Consider the following 19855-nt stretch of genomic DNA (forward strand, 5'->3'; position numbering starts at 1 on the left):
GGCCCCACGGCACCGAGCGGAGGGGCCGGTGCCGTGGGGGCGGCTGGGGGTGGGGTCAGACGCGGGTGAAGGCGCGGATCTCGACGCTGTACGGCGCCGCGGACAGCACCCCTGTGCGGGTGTCGAGGGCCAGCTCGGCGACCGTGACCTGCGGCGCCTGGCCGACCCTGTTGGCGGCGTCGAGGGTGGTGCCGGTGAGCCGCCACAGCTTGCCGTTCGGGCGCGCGTTGAACCCGTTGAACGACAGGGTGAGGTCCTGGGCGTCGGCGGTGGCATTGACGGTTGCCACGGTCAACGTCTTACCGTCGGCCGACAGCGCGGCCATCGCGTCGACGGGGTACGTCGGGCTCCCCGCGTTGACGCTCGGCTGGTCGCCACCGGGCGGGTACGTCGGTGCCGGCTGGGGCGAGCTGCCGGTGAGGGCCACCGGTGTGACGCCGAACTGCTCCCGGTAGAGCTTGAACAGCACACCCGCTGCGCTGTATGTCGAGTCGGTCTTGTTGTAGGACAGCCACGACGTACCCATGGTGTAGGCCGCCATCGTGAGGAAGTCACTGGCCCGGAACATCTCGTGCAGCATCATCGCCAGGCCGAACACCTGCTTCATCCCGCTGGCGTTCTGGAAGCCCCACTCGTCGATGCTGACCTTGATCTGGTTCTGCACCAGCTCCGGGAAGTCCTTCGTGTACAGCTCCCAGTTCTCGCGCACCGACTTGATGTAGTTGGCGCCCCGGCGGCACGAGTCCACCATCGACTCGGCCGGTGTCACATTGATGTACTTGCCCTGGTCAAGGTCGAAGCGCTGGGTGGTCCCGTAGCAGTGCTCGGAGATGATGTCGAACTTGCCGGCGCTGCTCGTCAGCAGCCGGTGGTTCCAGTCGGTCAGCGAGCCGTACTCGACCTTCACCGGCGTGGGCTGCACGATCTGACGGCTGCTCGGGTCGATGTAGTACGGCAGCCGGTGGACGGTCATGCTGGCCGGGAAGGCGCCGACCGCGACGATCGCGATCGAGGGGTCCACCTTCCGCATCGCGTCCGCGAACAGGTTGTGCTTGATCATGTAGTGGGCCGGCGTCATGTAGCCCAGCTGCCAGAAGCCGAACATCTCGTTGCCGACGGCCCAGTACTTGACGCCGTACGGCTTCTGGTGGCCGTTGGCGGCGCGGCGCTGACCCATCGGGGTATCCGGTTTGCCGTTGACGTACTCCACCAGCAGGGCCGCCTCGCGGGCGGACCCGAGACCGGTGTTGACGCACGGGTACGGCTCGGTGCCGAGCAGGTCGCACATCGCCAGGAACTCGTCGGTGCCCACGTCGTTGGACTGCGGGTTGTTGCGATCGGGGTCGAAGGTGGTCGGGCGCAGGTCGGGATCGCCGATCGCGTTCTGCCAGTCGTGGCCGGAGACGAAGTTGCCGCCAGGGAAGCGCCAGAAGCCGCCGAGACCGCGGAGCAGGTCGATGGTGTCCTTCCGGAAGCCCTTGACGTTGTCGCCGGGCATGAGCGACACGGCCCCGACCCGGAACGTTCCCGTTCCGGTGCCGGAGATCTCCAGCGAGCCGGTCGTCGTCGCGGCCTGGCACTTGAACCGCAGCGGGATCGTTTGCCAGCCCTTCTTGACCGTGAGCGCGACGCTCTGGCTCTGCCCCGCACCGTCGCCCCAGGTCAGCGTCGCGACGACGCGCGCGCCGGGGTCGCCGGCGATGACGACGCGGCCGACGTACGCCTTGGCGGCAAGTCCCAGTCCGGTCTGCTTGATGCCCCGGGTCTCGGACCTGCTGAGCGTGACGCGCGGCGACTGCTCGCCGACGTACGGATCCTGCTTGTCCATGGTGACGTCCGCGGCCGGGCCGACCGGTCGCCACTTCCTGCTGTTCGGGCTCAGCAGGTCGACCGCGAGGTAGAACTTCCGGTCGGCCAGCACCTCCGACCAGAGGCTGTCGTAGACGAGCGTGCCGATGTGCTCGATGAACGCGCCGTAGACGTACGGGAGGATCGGCGCCGACTTCTGGGTGGCGTCGATACCTGCACTGATCGACGGATCTGCCGCATACGCGGTGGTGGTGCCGATGGCGGCGCCCGACAGACCGGTCGCCAGCCCGGCCGCAACGGTCGCCTGGATCACGGTGCGGCGGGAGATGCCGCTGCTTTCGGTAGACGTGCTGTCCATCTGGTCCTCAACCTTCCCTCAACGCTGATGTGGACGGGTCAATCTCTGGTGCTCGCACCGCGGTGGCGAGCCGATCGCGGGTCAGGCAGCGATCGAGCCGAAACGAGTCGGCCAGCTCCTGGACCTGCTCGACGCCGAGACCGGCGAACGAGCGGGCGAAATCCTCGACCAGGGGTTCGGCGAGCATGATGTGCCGGACCAAGGTCGCGATCCACTGCCGTCGGCCGAACGGCAGCGGGTCGAAGTCCGGGAACTCCGTGTCGAAGGTCTGCTCGATCGGATCGAGCAGTTGCCGGACGCCGGTGTCGACCGAGCCCCACGCGTCGACGCCGAGGCGTGCCTTCTTGGCCAGCACCGGCGCGATCTGCCGCAGGTACGGCGAATCGGGTGCCGCGTGCACGAGTCCCTGGAGCCCGATGTCCTTGTACGTCCACAGGCTCCAGCCGGCGCCGTACAGGTCGTAGATCTCGAGCTGGTCGCGGAGTACGGCGTACCGGGACTCGTCCTGCTCGGGATCGCCGGAGTACACCGGCCCGAACTCGCCGACCCAGATCGGTGTGCCGGTCTCAAGCATGTACTGCGTGCGCTCCAGGAACGTCGCCTCGACAGTTTCCCGGTCGACGTAGCGCCCGCGGGATACGCCGGGGTATTTGCCGGAGTCCGCGAAGCCGGCCAGGGCGTAGTCGTGAACGCTGTAGACGGTGTTCGGCCGCGGCTCGCCGAACAGAGCGAAGTCGGTTGCGTGCCGGTTTCCGTCGAGGAAGATCACGGTGTCCGGGTCGACCGCACGGACGGCGTCGTGCAGCCGGGAGTAGAACGTGGCGAGACTGCGGCCGGTCGGGGCGGCCGGTTCGTTGAGCAGGTTGTAGCCCGCCACCCAGGCGTTGGCGCGGTACCTGTCGGCCAGCGCCTCCCACAGGTGCACTACGCGATCCTGGAAGTCGCGGTGCCGCCAGAACAGCGAGACGTGGGTCGGGTTGTCGCTGTGCCAGCGCTGGTTCTGGAAGCCGGGAGCGGCGTGCAGGTCGATGATCGTGTAGAGGCCGTGCCGGGCGCAGGTCTCGATCGCACGGTCCAGCAACCGCAAACCCTCGTCCTTCAGGACCTTCGGCCGCTCGTCGTCCTCGAAGTGGCGGTAGTTGACTGCTATCCGGACGCAGTTGAGACCGAGCGAGGCCAGGTACGCCGCGTCCTCGTCGGCGAAGAACGTTTCGTAGAAGCGGTCGAAGAACGCGTCGTAGACCTTGTCGCCGAGCACCTCGCGGAGCGCCTGGCGCTGCAGGTCCTCCGTCGCGGGATAGCCGGTGATGAAGTTCTCCATGCTCAGCCAACCGCCGAGTCCGACACCACGCAGCCGGACGCGCCGGCCGCTGCGGGTCTCGAACCCGGAGCCTGCCATCCGCAGCGCGACCTGGTCCCGCAGTACCGCCTCGGAGTTGCCCGTTCCGGTGGTCATCGGCCGAACCCGGCGGTGAGCCCGGACACGAGGTACCGCCTGCCGAGCACGTACAGGACGACCATCGGCAGCGTCGAGAGGACCACGGCGGCGAGCATGCCGGGGATCGCGACGGTGAACTCGCCCTGGAATGCCCAGAGCGACAGGGGTAGCACCCGTCGTTCCTCGCTCTGGGTCAGGATCAGGGGAAACAGGAAACCGTTCCACGCGTTGAGTCCGTCGTAGATCGCGACTGTTACCAGGGCCGGCCGGACCAGGGGGAGTGCCAGGCGGATCAGCGTCTGCCATTCGGAGGCGCCGTCCATCCGCATCGACTCGAACAGTTCCTGCGGTATGTCGCGGAGGAAGTTCGACAGGATCAGTACTGTGACCGGGATGGCGAAGGCGACCGACGGCAGGATCAGCCCGAGCAGACTGTCGTACAGCCGCAGCCGCGTGATGAGGTAGTACAGCGGAATGATGGTGGCGTGCAGGGGGATCGCGAGCCCGAGCAGGAACACGGAGAACACGAACCGGATGCCGCGACCGCGGCCACGCACGACCGCATAGGCCGCGATCAACGAGACCGCGAGAGTCACGACCACCGCTCCGGTGGTCACGATGACGCTGTTGAGGACGTAGCGGACGAAGTCGTGCTGGATCACCTCGGCGTAGTTGGCGAGCGTCGGCGCGGTCGGTAGCGCGAACGGGTTGCCGGCGAAGAAGCCGGCCTGGCCGCGGAACGTGGTGACGACGATGAAGTAGACGGGCACCATCACGACCAGCAACCACGCGAAGCCGCCGATCGCGCCGGGCACGTTGGTGCGGTGTGGCCGCGACCGCGCCGGCCGGGGCGGCGCCGGCGCTTTCCGGACGGATGTCGAGAGGGGCGTTTCGAGATCCAGCATCAGATTCCTTCCTGCTGACTCTGCATGCGGTTGAACCCGGACAATCTGGTGAAACCGAGCGCGAGCAGTAAGCCGGTGACGACGAGGATCGCCGCGAGCACACTCGCGCCGCCCATGTCGTTGGCGGTGAACCCTGTGAGGTACATGTCGAGAGGCAGGAGCCGGGTGGAGTAACCGGGGCCGCCGCCGGTCAGGACGAACACGACGTCGAAGTAGGTCAGTGAGCCGACCACCATGAGCGTCGACGACGTGACGACGGTGTAGCGCAGTTGCGGGAGCGTGATCCACCGGAACTGCTGCAGCGGACCGGCGCCGTCGATCGTGGCGGCCTCGTAGAGGACGGCCGGGATCTGCCGGACGCCGGCCTGGTAGAGCAGCGTATGGAACGGGACGAACTGCCAGGCGATGACGAACACCACCGTCGCTAGCACGAGCTGCGGGTCGCCGAGCCAGTCGCGGGACAGGAAACTCCATCCCACCGCACGGCTGATGCCGAAGTTCGGATCGAGGATGGCCTTGAAGGCGATCGCCACGGCCGCGGACGAGAACAGCAGCGGTACGAAGTACAGCACAGCAAGGACATTGCGGTAGCGCTGCCGGCCTGCGGTGAAGATGCCGAGAAGGAGGCTGAGCGGCGTCTGGACGAGCCACGACAAGACGATGATCTTCACACTGAGAACCGCCGCCTTGCCGGTGACGGGGTCGGAGAGGATGTGCGTCCAGTTGCGCAGCCCGGTCCAGCGCGGGGCGCTCAGGCCGTCCCACTTCATCAGGCTGAGCACCCCCACGCCGACCAGGGGGACGAGGGCGAACACCACGAAGAACGCGAGCGCGGGAAGGGTCCACCAGACGCTCGGTCCGGCTCGATAGCCGCGCGCCGTCGTGGAGTTGCCGCTCACCATGCCGTCACGACCCCAGGGTCTTGTTCATGTTGGCGGAGAACTGAGCGGGCGTGATCTGCTTGAGGAAGACCTGCTGCAGGTTGGTCAGCAGCGCGTCGCCCTGTGCCGGCGCGAGCGCCTGGTCCCACGAGAGCTGGAAGTTCGGTGCCTGCTGGGCGGCGTCGTAGATCGTCTGCAGGTAAGGGCCGTTCGACGACGATGCGAGCTTGGCCTGGGCGCCGGTCGTCGGTGGGACGAGGCCGATCTTCAGGAGCGCCTCGGAATAGTCGTCGGTCTCGAGGCCGGTGCGCAGGTAGTCGAGAGCCGTCTTCTTCTGCTGGTCCGAAGCCTTCGACGAGACCGACCAGTAGTTGCTGGGGTTCCCGACGACGTTCTTCGGATTTCCCTTGCCTCCGGCAACCGCGGGGAAGGGCAGGTAGCCGAGCTTGCCGCCGGACAGGAACGACGGGTCGCCGGTCTGGATCGTCTGGTAGGCGCTGGGCAGGTTCAGGTTCATCGCCGCCTTGCCCGTGTACAGCAGCGCCACGTCCGCGCCGGTCTTGGTGGAGATCGACGCGAAGCCGTTCACGAAACCACCGGCATCGACCAGTTGCTGGATCATCGTGTTGGCCTGGATGAACGCCGGGTCCGACCAGGCGTTCGGAGCGTTGGCCAGGACCCGTTTCATCACGTCCGGGCCGCCGATGCGGTCGACGAGGTACTCCTCCCACATCAGGAGTGGCCACTTGTCCTGTCCGCTGACCGTGATCGGCGCGATCCCGGCGGCCTTGAACCGCGGTACGAGACCGACGAGCTGCTCCCAGGTCGCCGGTGGTTGCGCTCCGATCTTCTGGAAGAGGTCCTTGTTGTAGTAGATGACCGCCGGCTTCACGCCGTTGTTGGGTACTGCGTAGAGCTTGTCCTGGATCTGGCCGACCTTCGTCACCGACGGCAGGAAGTGGCTGGTCGTACTGGCGTCGATGTCGCTGGTCAGGTCGTCGACCGCGCCGGCATCGACGTACGACTTCAGCACCCCGCCGGCCCAGCCGAAGATGAGCGTCGGCGCTTGACCGGCGCCGACGGCGCTGCGGACCTTCTGCTTGTAGGCGTCGTTCTCGAACGACTGCACCTTGATCTGCTCGTCCGGATGGGCCTTGTTCCAGGTGTCGAACGAGGCTCTGAAGGTGGCCTCGGTCGGTCCGGTCAGGATCCAGGCGGTCGCGGCCTCGCCGCTGCTCTTGCTTCCGCCGGGGCCGGAGGTGCCACACGCCGCGAGCAGCGCCGTAGCGGTGGCGATCGATGTCAGGACGGACCAGTAGCGCAATGAACGTTGCATGACGGAACCTTTTCGACGGCGTACCACGTCTGCGACGTGGCCGGCGACGGACGCTTGAACGTGAGCAGGCGAAAGCCCGGTGAGGCGCCTGCGCGGCAGGGGACCGGACGGCGGATGGGGTCCGGAGATTGCTGCTCGAATGGCTGTGAAAGTTTCCGAATCTTTCGACTCGAACGCTAAGTCCAACTCCATTGGTCGTCAATACTTCGACGCAATCGAGGCGGTGTTTACCTGCGATTCAGGCTGACCTAGGTGGTGTGTAAGCTGTCGGAAACTGCGCCGAAATTTCTGCGAGGCTGATATGACCAGATCAAGCCGGGTGAAGATCAGCGACGTCGCTCGCACCGCCGGGGTGTCATCGCCGACGGTGTCCAAGGTTCTGAACGGACGCGCGGAGGTCTCGCCGGAGACCCGGGAACGTGTCCAGGAGGCGCTCCGGGCGCACAATTACCAGCGCCGTCCGAGTGGCAAGCAGCCCAGGGCCGGGCTGGTCGACCTCGTGATCAAGGAGATTGCGACGCCCTGGTCCGTCGAGATCATCCGCGGAGCGGAGGAGGCCTGCCGTGCCGCCGGTATCGGTCTCGTGGTGTCGGCAGTGCACAGCGCGCAGACGGACGCCCAGCGGTGGCTCGACAACCTCGCCGGACGGCACTCCGACGGCGTACTGCTGGCAGTCTCGAACCTCGGGCCGGCCGAGCGCGAGCGGCTCGACGCGCTCGGTGTGCCCCTGGTGCTGATCGATCCGATGGGCGATCCCGAGCCGGGGATCCCTTCGATCGGATCGACCAACTGGGCCGGCGGGCTGGCCGCTACCGAACATCTTGTCCGCCTCGGGCACCGTCGGATCGCGATGATCGCCGGGTTGCCGAATCTCCTCTGCACACAGGCACGGCTCGGCGGGTACCGCGCGGCGCTGGAACGCGCAGGAATCACACCCGACCCGGAGCTGCTGCGCTTCGGCGACCACTTCCCGCCCAGCGGGGAATCGGCTGCGCTCGAGTTGCTGGATCTGGCCGAACCACCGACAGCGATCTTTGCCGGCACCGACCTCCAGGCCTTCGGCGCCTACAAGGCACTGCAGGCGCGCGGTGTGCGCGTTCCCGACGACATCAGTGTGGTGGGGTTCGACGATCTCGCCGCCTGCGACTGGGTGACTCCGCCGCTGACGACTGTCCACCAGCGGCTCGTGGACATGGCCCGGATGGCCGTCGAGGTGATCGTGGAGGGGCGCGCCGACGGAGGCGAGCCCAGCCGCCTGGAGTTGGCGACCGAGCTCACGATCCGCGAGAGCACAGCACCACCTGCGTAGGACGGCTAGGTGGTCAGGCGGAGGACGCGGGCGGATGGTTCAGGGGTGTCGGTGGTGACGGTCAGTACGTCGTCGTCGGTCCAGGTGTAGCTCCAGCCGGCGTCGTCGGTGGGGAAGTGGGGCGTGATCGTGGATCGGGGGATGGGGAGGCTGATGGTGGCGGGGCCGGGAGAGCGGTGCCACAGGGTCAGGTAGGTGGTGTCGGGGCCGTTGAGGGCGAGCGCGATCCACTCGTCGGTCCACCCGGGCAGGCCGAGAGGCCAGCTGGGTTCGAGTGTGTCGAGGTTCTTGAGGATGTCCCGATGGGCGGCGAGGGCCGAGCGGACCAGGTCGAGCTCGTCCGGTGTCATGCGATTGAGGTGCCCGGAGAGGTACAGGCGACCGGGGATGCCGTTGACGAGGGCGAACGTGAACTGTTCGCGGGTGGTTCCCGTGATCGGATAGGCCCAGTGGCCGGCCTGTTCGGGCAGCACGGCGGCCGGGGCGGCCGCGGTGATCGGTGCGTAGAGCAACGGATCTTCCTGGTCCGAAGTCGACTGCAGGTGGAGGCGGGACAGCATCGCGTAGTCCATCCGCATCGCGCCCGAGGCGCAGTTCTCGATCAGCAGGTCCGGATGACGAGTCTGGAGTCCGTCGAGCCAGTCCAGTAATGCCCGATTGTGTTCGAGGAGACCGTGGCCGACGGACGTGCCGCCCGTGTCGGTGCCTGGGCCGGTCATGGTGTTGTTGTCGAACTTGAAGAAGCCGACGCCGAACTCGTCGACCAGCCGGTCGACGGTCGTGTCCAGGTGCTTGCGGGCGGCCGGGTTGCGGAGGTCGAGTAGGTAGCGTCCGGATTCGGCGATCCGGATGCCGCGGCGGCTGAGGAACGCTTCGTCGGGCAGCTCGGTGGCGATCGGTGAGCGGACGCCGATGACCTCGGGTTCGAGCCAGAGGCCGGGAACCATGGAGTGTGAGTGGATCCGGTCGATGACTTCGGCGAGCCCGTTCGGGAAGCGGGTCGTTGACGGTTGCCAGGCGCCGACGGTGTTCCACCAGTCGCCGTCGGCGTACCAGCCGGCGTCGATACAGAAGTAGTCCGCACCTGCCTCGGCGGCCGCGTCGATCAGCGGTAAGAGTTTCTCCGTGGTCGGATCGCCCAGCAGTGTGTTCATGTAGTCGTTGAAGACCACCGGCATCCGCGCGTCGACAGGGCGCCGTCGGCGTACGGCGCGCCGTTGGCGGGTGAGGGCGGCGAACGTGGTGTCGCGATCATTCCCGGCGACGAGTGATACCGGCACCGACGTGAACGGCGTGTCCTCGGTGAGCTGCACGCTCCACTGGTGTTCCTGGTCGGTCGGGCCGCTCAGCAGCAAATAGCCGCCGTTCCGGGCTTCGCCGATCTCGTAGTGCCAGGGTCCGTTGTGCTCGATCTGCCAGCCGAGGGCGTACGGCGTACTTCGGTCGACCAGCACACCGATCGGCAGCCGCTCACCGCTCGACCACGACCCGAAGTTGGTCACCGCGTGCCGGGTCCTGGCGACGTGACGATGGCCTTCGCTCACGATGTCGGCGAGCGCCCCGGCCCGGAGCGACGTCACCGACCATCTGCTCTCGGTCATCCAGCTGTTGTCCGCCGAGTACAGCTCGGCATCGACTGCCTCCAGGCCGACGGCGAGCGACGACAGGAACGTCAGCTCGAGGGACCCGTGGCCGGCGATCGATGCCTCGGACCAAGCGCGGACGCCGGCTCCGGCTTCGAACACGCTGGTGACGCGCAGCCCGGAGTCAGGGTCCTCCTGCAGGATGCGCAGCTCGCGGTCGCTCTCCTCGTGCCGGATGTACCGCAACCCTTGGCCGAGCACGGTTTCCACGTGCCTGTTGCTGCTCGGCGACCGCCCGGACCCGATCGCTGACACCTCGACCAGCGGCTGGCTCGTCTCCTGCACCGGACGCTCGGGTTGGCTTGTTTCGCGGACGGCGATCAGCCGCACCGGCCCGCCGTCGAGGGCGAAGGTCAATGCCAGGTCAGGTGTACTCCAGTGCAGCAGCTTCACACGGCCTCATTCCGTTGTCGGGCTCACGACACCTCGTTCGAGGAGGTAGTCCTCGACCGTGAACAAATGGGCGGACATCCAGGTGCGTGCCCGGTTCGCGTCATGCGCGGTCAGGGCGGCGAGAATCGAGAGGTGCTCGCGATGGGCGGTCTCGTCGGCACCGGGCTGGGTGATCGATCGGCGGAGCCGGTCCCGCATCGTGCGGCCGCCCAGGGCGTCGATCAGCGCGGTCAGCACCGGGTTGCCTGCTGCCTCCGCGATGATGCGGTGGAAGGCGATGTCGTTCTCGATCACCGTCTCGTGGTTGGGCTCGTCGAGCGACAGTTCGGCCTCGTTGTGCCGGAGCAGCTCGGCGGCGGCGTCGAGTTCCGGCACGCCGACCCGCAGTGCCGCCACACCGGCGGCCTCCGTCTCGAGAATTCGCCGTACCGAATGCAAGTGGGTGGTTCCGCTACCGTCCTGCAGGTCGACCACGAAGCCGATAGGGGCCAGCAGCATCGACGGGTCGAGCTTGGTGACGTAGGTCCCGTCGCCCTGCCGGGTCTCGAGAACGCCCATCATCGACAGCGCGCGGACCCCCTCGCGCAGCGGGTTCCGGGAGACGCCGAGGGCCGCCGCGAGATCCTTCTCGACCGGGAGCCGGTCGCCGGGCCGGAGCCGGCCGTCGACGATCAGTTTCCGGATGCCCTCGACCACGACATCGGTCTGGGAGACGCCGGGAGTACGTGGCTGTTCGGCGACCTTGCCCGGGGTCACGGCAGTGCTTCCGCAGCCGCGCGTTCGGCCCAGTAGGCGCCGTCCGGGAAGCGATACGTGTCGAGTGATTCCGTGTGCATCTCGGCACTGTAACCGGGCGCGAAGGGCAGCACGTACGAGCCGTCCCGGACCACACAGGGCTCGACGAAGTGTTCGTGCAGGTGGTCGATGTACTCCGTGACCCGACCGTCGAGGCTGCCCGAAACCGCGACGTAGTCGAAGATCGCGAGGTGCTGAACGAGTTCGCACAGACCGACACCGCCCGCGTGCGGGCACACTGGTACGTCGAAAGAGGCGGCGAGCAGGTAGACCGCGAGTACCTCGTTGACGCTGCCCAGACGAGCCGCGTCGAGCTGGCAGTAGTCGAGGGCGCCGGCCTGGAACATCTGCTTGAACAGCACCCGGTTCATGCCGTGCTCGCCGCTGGCCACGCCGATGGGAGCAACGGCCTTCCGGATCGCGGCGTGCCCCAGGATGTCGTCGGGGCTGGTGGGTTCCTCGATCCACAGCGGGTCGAACTCGGCCAGCGCCTTGACCCATTCGATCGCCTCCGGCACGTCCCACACCTGGTTCGCGTCGATCATCAGATGACCGTCCGGTCCGAGGACCTCGCGGGCGATCCCACAGCGCCGGATGTCGTCGGCCAGGTTCGCGCCGACCTTGAGCTTGACGTGTTTGTAGCCGGAGGCAACGGCTTCCTCGCAGAGCCTGCGCAGCTTGGCATCGGAGTACCCGAGCCAGCCGGCCGACGTGGTGTAGCACGGGTAGCCGGTGGTCTCGAGCTCCTCGATTCGTTGCTTGCGGCCCGGTTCCAGGCGGGCGAGCAGGCTGATCGCCTGGTCGGGTGTCAGTACGTCGGACAGGTACCGCAGGTCGGCAGCCTCGACGAGTTCCTCGGGCGACATCTCGGACAACAGTCGCCACAGCGGTACGCCGGCGCGCCGGGCAGCCAGGTCCCAGACCGCGTTCATGACCGCGGCCAGGGCCAGATGGATGACGCCCTTGTCCGGACCGAGCCACCGCAACTGACTGTCCGACTGCAGTTCCCGGTAGATCCCGCCCAGGTCGGCGCACAGCTCGTCGACGTCACGGCCGATCAGCGGCTCGGCACGCTGACGCGCGGCGGCAGCGCACAGGTCGGTACCGCGTCCGATGGTGAACGTCAGGCCGTACCCGGCCAGGTCGGGGTCGTCGGTGTGCAGGACGACGTACGCAGCCGAGTGATCGCCGTCCTTGTTCATCGCGTCGGATCCGTCGCGGTTGAGCGAGGTCGGAAAGCGGACATCGACGACCTCGACCGAGGTGATGCATCGCATGGCGGGCCTCTCAAAGCGCGATAGGTGGGATCTTTCTCCACCTTTGATGCCGTTCAGTATGGACCAGGACGATCCCCAGCGCTACGATCCCGGAAATTCATAGGATTAATACCTGGCCCTCTCGACGGAGGACGCGTGGCATGAGCAACCTGGTGAGCTCGGACCGCTTCGGGCCGCAGCGGCTGTACTACGACCGGCCTGCGGCCTCGTGGCTGGAGGCGCTGCCACTCGGCAACGGCCGGATCGGCGCGATGTGCCACGGTGGCATCGGCAATGACCGGATCGGGCTGAACGACGAGACCCTGTGGTCGGGAGGTCCGGAGACCGCACGATTGTTGTCGACCCCGCTCGGCGCGACCGGTGCGGACGCGGTCCAGGCTGTGCGCGACGCGCTCCGGGCGGGTGACGTCCGGCGCGCACACGAGCTGGCCGGCGGCTTTCATTCCGGTTATTGCCAGGCGTACCTGCCGGCGGGCGATCTCCTGCTGGAGATTCGCGTCGCGGGTAGTACGCCGACGGCCGGCGAGGTAACGCAGTACCGTCGCGAGCTCGATCTCGACAGTGCGGTGGCCACGACGGCGTACGAGATCGGTGGAGTGGCGGTGCGGCAGGAGGTCTTCGTCAGCGCACCGGACGGCGTACTGGTCCAGCGATTGACCGCATCCGAGCCGGTGCTGGCGCTGACCTGCCGGTTGACGTCGCAGTTGCCATCGCGGTCGCAGGCAATCGAGGATGGGTTGGGCCTGACTCTGCAGGCTCCGGCTGAGGTCGCCCCGCCGCATCGCGACGTGCCGGAACCGATCAGGTACTCCGACGGCGATGATCGCGGCATGGAGGCGGCCATCGCGTTGCGAGCCCGCACCGATGGCGAGATCCGGGCGGGAGAGTCCGGGCTGGTGGTCGACGGCGCGACGGAGGTCACCCTAGTCCTTGCGACCGCCACGGGATACGACGGTCCGTTCACCGCTCCGACCCGGACCGGCGCCGAGTGCTTGGCTGCCGCCGACCGTACTGTGCGGGCTGCGCTCGAACGCGAGTACGGCGATCTGCTGGCCGATCATCAGGTAGATCACCGGCGGCTGTTCCGGCGCGCGTCCCTCGAGCTGTCCTGCTCGGCGGAGCGCTCCGAGTTGCCGACCGACGTCCGGGTGGTTCGGTCGGCGGACGGCGACGATCCGGCACTGGCCGCGCTGATCTTCAACTACGGCCGGTACCTGATGATCGCGAGCTCGCGACCGGGAGGACTGCCGACCAACCTGCAGGGGATCTGGAACGACATCCTGCGGCCGCCGTGGAGCTCGAACTTCACCATCAACATCAATACCGAGATGAACTACTGGCCGGCCGAGACCACCAACTTGTCCGAGTGCCACGAGCCGCTGCTCGGGTATATCGAGCAACTTGCCGAGGCGGGCCGCCGGACGGCTCGTGAGCGGTACGGATGCGGCGGCTGGACCGCGCACCACAATGCCGACGCCTGGTGCTGGACGAATCCGGTCGAGGGCGATCCGCGGTGGTCGAACTGGCCGATGGCGGGAGCATGGCTGGTCCGGCATCTGTGGGACCACTACGAGTTCACCGGTGATGCCGAGTTCCTCGGCCGATCCTGGCGGGTGTTGCGCGGCGCGGCGGAGTTCTGCCTCGACTGGTTGGTGGAGATGCCGGACGGCAGCCTGGGTACGGCGCCGTCGACGTCGCCCGAGAACGACTACATCGCGGCCGACGGGCAACCGGCGTCCGTCACCGAGTCGTCGACGATGGACATCGCGCTGATCTCGGATCTCTTCCGTAGGGTCGAGCAGGCGGCGGAGGTGCTGGACGTCGTCGACCCGCTCGTCGGCGAGCTGTCCATGGCACGGAAGCGACTGCCCGATCCGTCGATCGGCGCACAGGGTCAGTTGCAGGAGTGGGCGGCCGACCTGCCGGAGGAAGACCCGCATCACCGGCACATGTCGCATCTGGTCGGCGTACATCCTGGCGATGCGATCACGCCGGACAGCACTCCCAGCCTCGCCGCGGCGGCCTTGCGGACGCTCGACCTGCGCGGTGACGAGGCGACCGGATGGTCGCTGGCATGGAAGATCTGCCTACGGGCCCGCCTGCGCGACGCCGCAGCCGCCCACCGGCTGATCCAGGCTTTCCTCAGTCCTGCGGACGATTCCGCCAGGGGCCGACCCGGCAGCGGGGCAGGCGTCTACCCGAACCTGTTCTGCGCGCATCCGCCGTTCCAGATCGACGGCAACTTCGGTGCGACGGCCGGGATCGCCGAGATGCTCCTGCAGAGTCACACCGGCGAGATCGAACTCCTCCCCGCGCTGCCGGCCGAATGGCCGAGTGGGCGAGTGACCGGTCTCAGGGCGCGCAATGGCATCACCGTCGACATCGCATGGACGCCGCAGGGCATCGAAGCAGTCCTCACCGCCGATCGGGACACCGAGCGGGTCGTCCGCCACGGCGACGATCGGGTGCTCGTGAGGTTGACGGCCGGACTCGGTCAGCGCGTGAGCTCGGCCCTCACCGCCGGCCAGGACGAGGAGGTCTCATGGCAACGCTGACAACCGTCCGGCCACCGGCCGGTGAGCTACCGGGCCGGTCCAAGCGACGACGCAAGCGCGAGCGCCCCGGGATCAAGGGGCTGCGCCGCAGTTTCCGGCGGCACTGGACGCTGTACCTGTTGATGGTCGTGCCGCTGATCTGGTTCGTGGTCTTCAAGTACATCCCGATGTCGAACGCAGTGCTGGCGTTCAAGAGCTTCAACGTCACCAAGGGCATCTGGGGCAGCCCGTGGGTCGGCTGGCAGAACTTCGACCTGTTCTTCCACAACCCGGTGTTCTGGACCCTGGTGAAGAACACCTTCGTGTTGTCGGTGTACACCGTGGCGGCGAGCTTCCCGATCGCGATCATTCTGGCGCTGGCGGTGAACGAGGTCCGCAACGGCTTGTTCAAGCGGAGCGTGCAGCTGGTGACGTACGCGCCGTACTTCATCTCGACCGTGGTCGTCGTGTCGATGACGATCCTGGTGCTGTCACCGCGGCTCGGCATCGTCAACGAAGGACTCGGCTTCTTCGGTGTGCCGGCGATCGACTTCCTCGGGAACCCGAACTACTTCCGCCACATCTATGTGTGGTCCGACGTCTGGCAGACGACCGGGTACTCCGCGGTCATCTACCTGGCCGCGCTGTCCGGGATCGATCCGGCGCTGCACGAGTCGGCCAAGATCGACGGCGCCAGCCGGCTGCAGCGGATCCGGCACGTGGACCTGCCCGGGATCATGCCGACCGCGGTGATCATCCTGGTTCTTGCCGTCGGCAACATCATGGCGATCGGGTTCGAGAAGGCCTTCCTGCTGCAGAACCCGCTGAACCTCAGCCAGTCGGAAATCATCGCGACGTATGTGTACAAGACGGGTCTGCTGAACGCGGACTTCAGCGGCGCCACCGCGGTCGGGCTGTTCAACTCGGTGATCAACCTCGCCCTGCTGCTGATGGTCAACACGATCGCCAAGCGGATCACCGGGAACGGACTGTGGTCATGAGCGTGCAAACCGAAACACGGCCGTCGCCGAACAAGCGGCTCGAGCGCCGGGCCGAGCGCGCCCGGCGGATCCGCGAGCCGCGGACGGACCGGATCTTCCTGTTCTGTGTGTACCTGCTGCTCGGCGTGTTCCTCCTGGTCGTCCTGCTGCCGTTGCTGTACATCGTGGCGAGCTCGTTCAGCAGCCCGGAAGCGGTCTCGGCCGGACGGGTGCTGTTCTGGCCGGTGGACTTCTCGCTGCGCGGGTACCACGCGGTCTTCGAGAACCCCCAGATCGTCCAGGGCTATCTGAACTCGTTGTTCTACACCGTGGTCGGAACGATCGTCAGTGTCACGATGACGATCGCGATCGCGTATCCGATGTCGCGCCGTACGCTGGTCGGCCGCAACGTGGTGATGACGGCGATCCTGTTCACGATGCTGTTCACCGGCGGCCTCATTCCGACGTACCTGGTGGTCCAGGCGACCGGTCTGCTGGACACTCGGTGGGCGCTGATCATCCCGCAGGCGATCGGGGTCTGGCAGGTCATCATCGCCCGGACGTACTTCCGGACGGCGATCCCCGACGAGCTGGTCGAGGCCGCCGAGCTGGACGGCTGCGGCGACCTGCGGTTCCTTTGGTCGGTGGTGATCCCGTTGGCCAAACCAATGATCGCGGTGGTCGCGCTGATGTACGCGATCATGCAGTGGAACTCGTACTTCGACGCGCTGATCTATCTCAAGAACCCGGACCTGTTCCCGCTCCAACTGGTCCTGCGAAACATCCTCATCCTCAACACAACGGGCGGCGGGGCCGTCGATGCTTCCGTCGTCATCCAGCGCCAGCAGCTCGCCGACCTGCTCAAGTACTCGCTGATCGTGGTCGCGAGCGTGCCGGTGCTGCTCATCTACCCGTTCGTCGCCCGCTACTTCACCAAGGGAATCCTGATCGGCGCCGTGAAGGGCTGATCCTCCGCAGCACTCTGTATCACCTCGACCCTGTGAGGGACCAATGTTTGTACAGTTCACGAAGCGGAGGCGTGCCGCAGTCGCCGGCTTGAGTCTCCTGGCACTCGCGCTTGCAGCGTGTTCCGGTGGCAGCGGCTCGGACGACCAGCAGGGCAAGCCGTTGCCGACAATCACCGGGAACCCCGCCGTCACCCTGAACGTCTTCTCGCCGCAGGCGGCCGACACGAACCTGGCCACGAACGACTTCACCAAGCTGATCCAGCAGAAGTTCAACCTCACCATCAAGTGGCAGACGACCACGTACGACGGTGGGCCGGCCAAGGAGAAGCGGCAGATCTCGCTGGCCAGCGGCGACTATCCCGATCTGTACCTGCTGATCCCCTGGGTCGACCAGTTCACGACGGCGGACCTGCTGAAGCTGGGAAATCAGGGTGTCGTCGTACCGCTGAACCAGCTGATCGACCAGTATGCGCCGAACATCAAGAAGGCGCTGGACTCCACGCCGGAGTGGAAGGCGATGGCGACCGCGCCGGACGGCAAGATCTACGGCATCCCGCAGTGGGTCGACTGCTTCCACTGTTCGTACCCGGACAAGCTGTGGATGAACTCGGCGTGGCTCAAGAAGCTGGGCCTCGAGCAGCCGAAGACCACCGAGGACATGCGGAAGGTGCTCCAGGCGTTCAAGACCCAGGACCCGAACGGCAACGGCAAGGCCGACGAGATCCCGATCAGCGCGAACGTCCGCGACAACCTCATCCCGTACTTCATGAACGCCTTCATCTACGACCCGCAAGGGCAGAACAACAGCGGCGGCAACAACACCACACTGGTTCTCAACAACGGCAAGGTCGACGTCCAGGCGAACAAGGACGGCTGGCGCGAAGGCCTGCGGTACATCAACTCGCTCTACAAAGAAGGCTTGATCGACAAAGGCGCCTTCACGCAGAACCCGGACGCGATGCAGCAGCAGGGCAACCACGGCGGCTCGGTCATCCTCGGCGCGGGCACCGTCATGCACTCGGGCATCTTCGTCACCGTCGGTTCGGCGGACGGCCGGGACCAGCAGTACGACGCGGTACCGCCGCTGACCGGTCCGAATGGCGCGAACTACGCCAGCTACGTGTTCCCGAGCATTCCCGGCGCCACGTTCGTCCTGACGTCGAAGGCCACACCGGAGAAGCAGATCCAGGCGATCAAGATGCTCGACTACATCTTCACCGATGAGGGACAGAACAATGGACAGTTCGGCATGGAGGGCAAGGCCTGGACCAAGCCCGGTCCCGGCGATGTGGCGCTCGACAAGTCGCTGAAGCCGAGCTTCAAGCAGATTCCCCTGAAGCCCGGGGCGAAACCGCGGAACAGCGGCTGGGGTGCGCTGGCCCAGTACAACAACACCGCGAAGTACCGCAACTCCGAGGTTATCGACACCAACACCCACTCGCAGGCGGGCTACGAACGCAAGCTGTTCGAGGCCACCAAGCTGTACGCCGGCCACGAGGACAAGGCGCAGATCTACCCGTTCTGGAAGGTGTGGATCGACCCGTCGCTCGCCAACGAGACCGCGACTCTGCAGACCAACCTCGAGAACTACATCCAGCAGAACTCCCTGCAGTTCGTCACCGGCTCGAAGAGCATCGACACCGACTGGGACAGCTACGTCAAGGGGCTCGACAGTCTCGGTCTGAAGCGCTACCTGGAGATCCAGCAGACCGCGTACGACAAGGTGCCCAACAAGTAGGCCGACCCGGGCCGGCCGGAGTGATCCGGCCGGCCCTCACCCTGTATCAGCGACGAGGAGCAAAGAGTGCCGTTCGACGCGACGTTCGAGTCCCTGTCCACGTTCGAGTGTCCGGAGTGGTTCCGGGACGCGAAGCTCGGCATCTGGTCGCACTGGGGGCCGCAGTCGGTGCCGCGGTACGGCGACTGGTACGCGCGCCACATGTACCGCGAGGGCAGCGACCAGTACCGGTACCACCTGCGGACCTACGGCCACCCCTCGGAGTTCGGCTACAAGGACATCGCCGAGCGCTGGAAGGCGGAACGGTTCGACGCCGGTGCGTTGATGGATCAGTTCGTCGCGGCCGGCGCCCGGTACTTCGTGGCCCAGGCTGTGCACCACGACAACTTCTTCAACTACGACTCGGCCCTGCACGCGTGGAACTCGGTGAAGGTCGGCCCCGGCAAGGACATCGTCGGCCTGTGGAAGGCTGCCGCGGCCGAGCGGGAGCTGCCGTTCGGGCTCACTGAGCATCTCGGCGCGGCGTTCAGTTGGTTCGCGGCGGCCAAGGGGCACGACAGGCAAGGGCCGTACGCCGGTGTGCAGTACGACGGCGGCGATCCGGCGTACCGGGAGCTGTATCTCGACAACAGCGCCTACCTGACCGGGCCGGAGGTCGTGGTGCAGGATCCGTGGTACGCCACCGAACCGGCCTGGCACCGGCACTGGCTCGACGCGGTCACCGAGATGATCGACAAGTACCAGCCTGACGTGCTGTACTCCGACGGACCGCTGCCGTTCGGCGAGGTGGACTACACGCCTGGCCTCCGCGCGGTCGCCCATCTCTACAACACCAATCCCCGCGCGGTGTACCAGCAGAAGGACCGCAACCCCGAGGTCAGCGCCGTCGGGATCATGGACATCGAGCGCAGCCAGACGCCGGAGATCAATCCGGCGCCCTGGCAGACCGACACCTCGGTCGGCGACTGGTTCTACAACGTCCGCGACGTCTACAAGACCGCCGGCCACGTGATCGAACTGCTCGTCGACATCGTCTCGAAGAACGGCAATCTGCTGCTCAACGTGCCGCAACTGCCGGACGGCACGATCGACCTCGAGTGCACGCAGCTCCTGAGGGACCTCGGCGCCTGGACCCAGGTCTGCGGCGAAGGCATCTACGGCACAAGACCGTTCCGCGTGTTCGGTGAAGGGCCTTCCGCCGTTGTCATCAAGGGCTTCACCGAGGACCGGGTGGGCTGGACGAGCTCCGACTACCGCTTCACCCGCCGGGACAACACCCTGTACGCCTTCCAGCTGGCGTGGCCGGACGACCGGCGCGCCGTCATCCGCAGCCTCGCCGACCACGAGACTGTCAGCGGCGTCCGCCTCCTCGGCCACGGTCCCGTCTCGTTCGAACAAGCCCACGGCATCTTGGTCGTCCGCCTCCCTGACGCCCCACCGCTCGACGTAGCCAACTGTCTTGCCATCGACCTGGGGACGGCATGATGGCGG

Annotated in this window: 14 protein-coding genes; 6 read left to right on the forward strand and 8 right to left on the reverse strand. The window is 66.7% G+C overall.

Features of this window, described 5'->3' with window-relative positions; all coding sequences use genetic code 11:
* Positions 1-55 precede the first annotated feature (55 nt).
* From EV645_RS18790 to EV645_RS18810, 5 genes are read right to left on the reverse strand one after another with little or no spacing between them, the layout of a single operon-like run.
* On the reverse strand, positions 56-2167 hold the full coding sequence (locus EV645_RS18790) for an alpha-L-arabinofuranosidase (protein WP_130445179.1): 2112 nt from the start codon (positions 2165-2167) through the stop codon (positions 56-58).
* Positions 2168-2174: 7 nt separating this feature from the next.
* Positions 2175-3623: a glycoside hydrolase family 5 protein gene (locus tag EV645_RS18795; protein WP_242000502.1), complete on the reverse strand. Its 1449-nt coding sequence runs from the start codon at positions 3621-3623 to the stop codon at positions 2175-2177.
* A complete protein-coding gene (locus tag EV645_RS18800; protein ID WP_130445180.1) occupies positions 3620-4510 on the reverse strand; it encodes a carbohydrate ABC transporter permease in 891 nt (296 codons plus the stop codon). Before EV645_RS18800 ends, EV645_RS18795 begins: the two co-directional genes overlap by 4 nt.
* On the reverse strand, positions 4510-5412 hold the full coding sequence (locus EV645_RS18805; protein ID WP_130445181.1) for a carbohydrate ABC transporter permease: 903 nt from the start codon (positions 5410-5412) through the stop codon (positions 4510-4512). Before EV645_RS18805 ends, EV645_RS18800 begins: the two co-directional genes overlap by 1 nt.
* A 4-nt stretch (positions 5413-5416) precedes the next feature.
* On the reverse strand, positions 5417-6727 hold the full coding sequence (locus EV645_RS18810; RefSeq protein WP_130445182.1) for an extracellular solute-binding protein: 1311 nt from the start codon (positions 6725-6727) through the stop codon (positions 5417-5419).
* 301 nt (positions 6728-7028) lie between these two features.
* On the opposite strand from EV645_RS18810, the gene EV645_RS18815 reads away from it, so the two are divergent.
* Complete coding sequence (locus tag EV645_RS18815) at positions 7029-8036, forward strand: LacI family DNA-binding transcriptional regulator (RefSeq protein WP_130445183.1); 1008 nt, start codon at positions 7029-7031, stop codon at positions 8034-8036.
* A 5-nt stretch (positions 8037-8041) separates the two neighbouring features.
* Here the strand turns inward: EV645_RS18815 and EV645_RS18820 are convergent, their stop codons facing one another.
* Genes EV645_RS18820 through EV645_RS18830 form a run of 3 tightly spaced genes read right to left on the reverse strand, consistent with a single transcriptional unit; the run spans position 8042 to position 12144 of the window.
* Positions 8042-10072: a glycoside hydrolase family 36 protein gene (locus EV645_RS18820; protein ID WP_130445184.1), complete on the reverse strand. Its 2031-nt coding sequence runs from the start codon at positions 10070-10072 to the stop codon at positions 8042-8044.
* A 6-nt stretch (positions 10073-10078) separates the two neighbouring features.
* Positions 10079-10828, reverse strand: a complete 750-nt coding sequence (locus EV645_RS18825) for a FadR/GntR family transcriptional regulator (RefSeq protein ID WP_130445185.1) — start codon at positions 10826-10828, stop codon at positions 10079-10081.
* Positions 10825-12144: an L-fuconate dehydratase gene (locus EV645_RS18830; protein ID WP_130445186.1), complete on the reverse strand. Its 1320-nt coding sequence runs from the start codon at positions 12142-12144 to the stop codon at positions 10825-10827. Before EV645_RS18830 ends, EV645_RS18825 begins: the two co-directional genes overlap by 4 nt.
* 140 nt (positions 12145-12284) lie before the next feature.
* Between EV645_RS18830 and EV645_RS18835 the strand changes: the two genes are divergently transcribed.
* The 5 genes from EV645_RS18835 (at position 12285) to EV645_RS18855 (ending at position 19849) form a co-directional block, all read left to right on the forward strand.
* The gene (locus tag EV645_RS18835; RefSeq protein WP_130445187.1) at positions 12285-14699 is read left to right on the forward strand and encodes a glycoside hydrolase family 95 protein; all 2415 of its coding nucleotides are present in this window, start codon (positions 12285-12287) and stop codon (positions 14697-14699) included.
* On the forward strand, positions 14687-15679 hold the full coding sequence (locus EV645_RS18840) for an ABC transporter permease (RefSeq protein ID WP_130445188.1): 993 nt from the start codon (positions 14687-14689) through the stop codon (positions 15677-15679). The genes EV645_RS18835 and EV645_RS18840 overlap by 13 nt, the downstream gene beginning before the upstream one ends.
* Positions 15676-16626, forward strand: coding sequence for a carbohydrate ABC transporter permease (locus tag EV645_RS18845; RefSeq protein ID WP_130445189.1), 951 nt, complete (start codon positions 15676-15678; stop codon positions 16624-16626). The genes EV645_RS18840 and EV645_RS18845 overlap by 4 nt, the downstream gene beginning before the upstream one ends.
* An 88-nt stretch (positions 16627-16714) precedes the next feature.
* Positions 16715-18364 carry a type 2 periplasmic-binding domain-containing protein gene (locus EV645_RS18850; RefSeq protein WP_242000503.1) on the forward strand — a complete coding sequence of 550 codons (1650 nt, stop codon included), beginning with the start codon at positions 16715-16717 and terminating at the stop codon, positions 18362-18364.
* A gap of 66 nt (positions 18365-18430) precedes the next feature.
* A complete protein-coding gene (locus EV645_RS18855; protein ID WP_198681694.1) occupies positions 18431-19849 on the forward strand; it encodes an alpha-L-fucosidase in 1419 nt (472 codons plus the stop codon).
* Positions 19850-19855 lie beyond the last annotated feature (6 nt).

This window comes from Kribbella rubisoli (genome assembly GCF_004217145.1).
Lineage (GTDB): Bacteria > Actinomycetota > Actinomycetes > Propionibacteriales > Kribbellaceae > Kribbella > Kribbella rubisoli.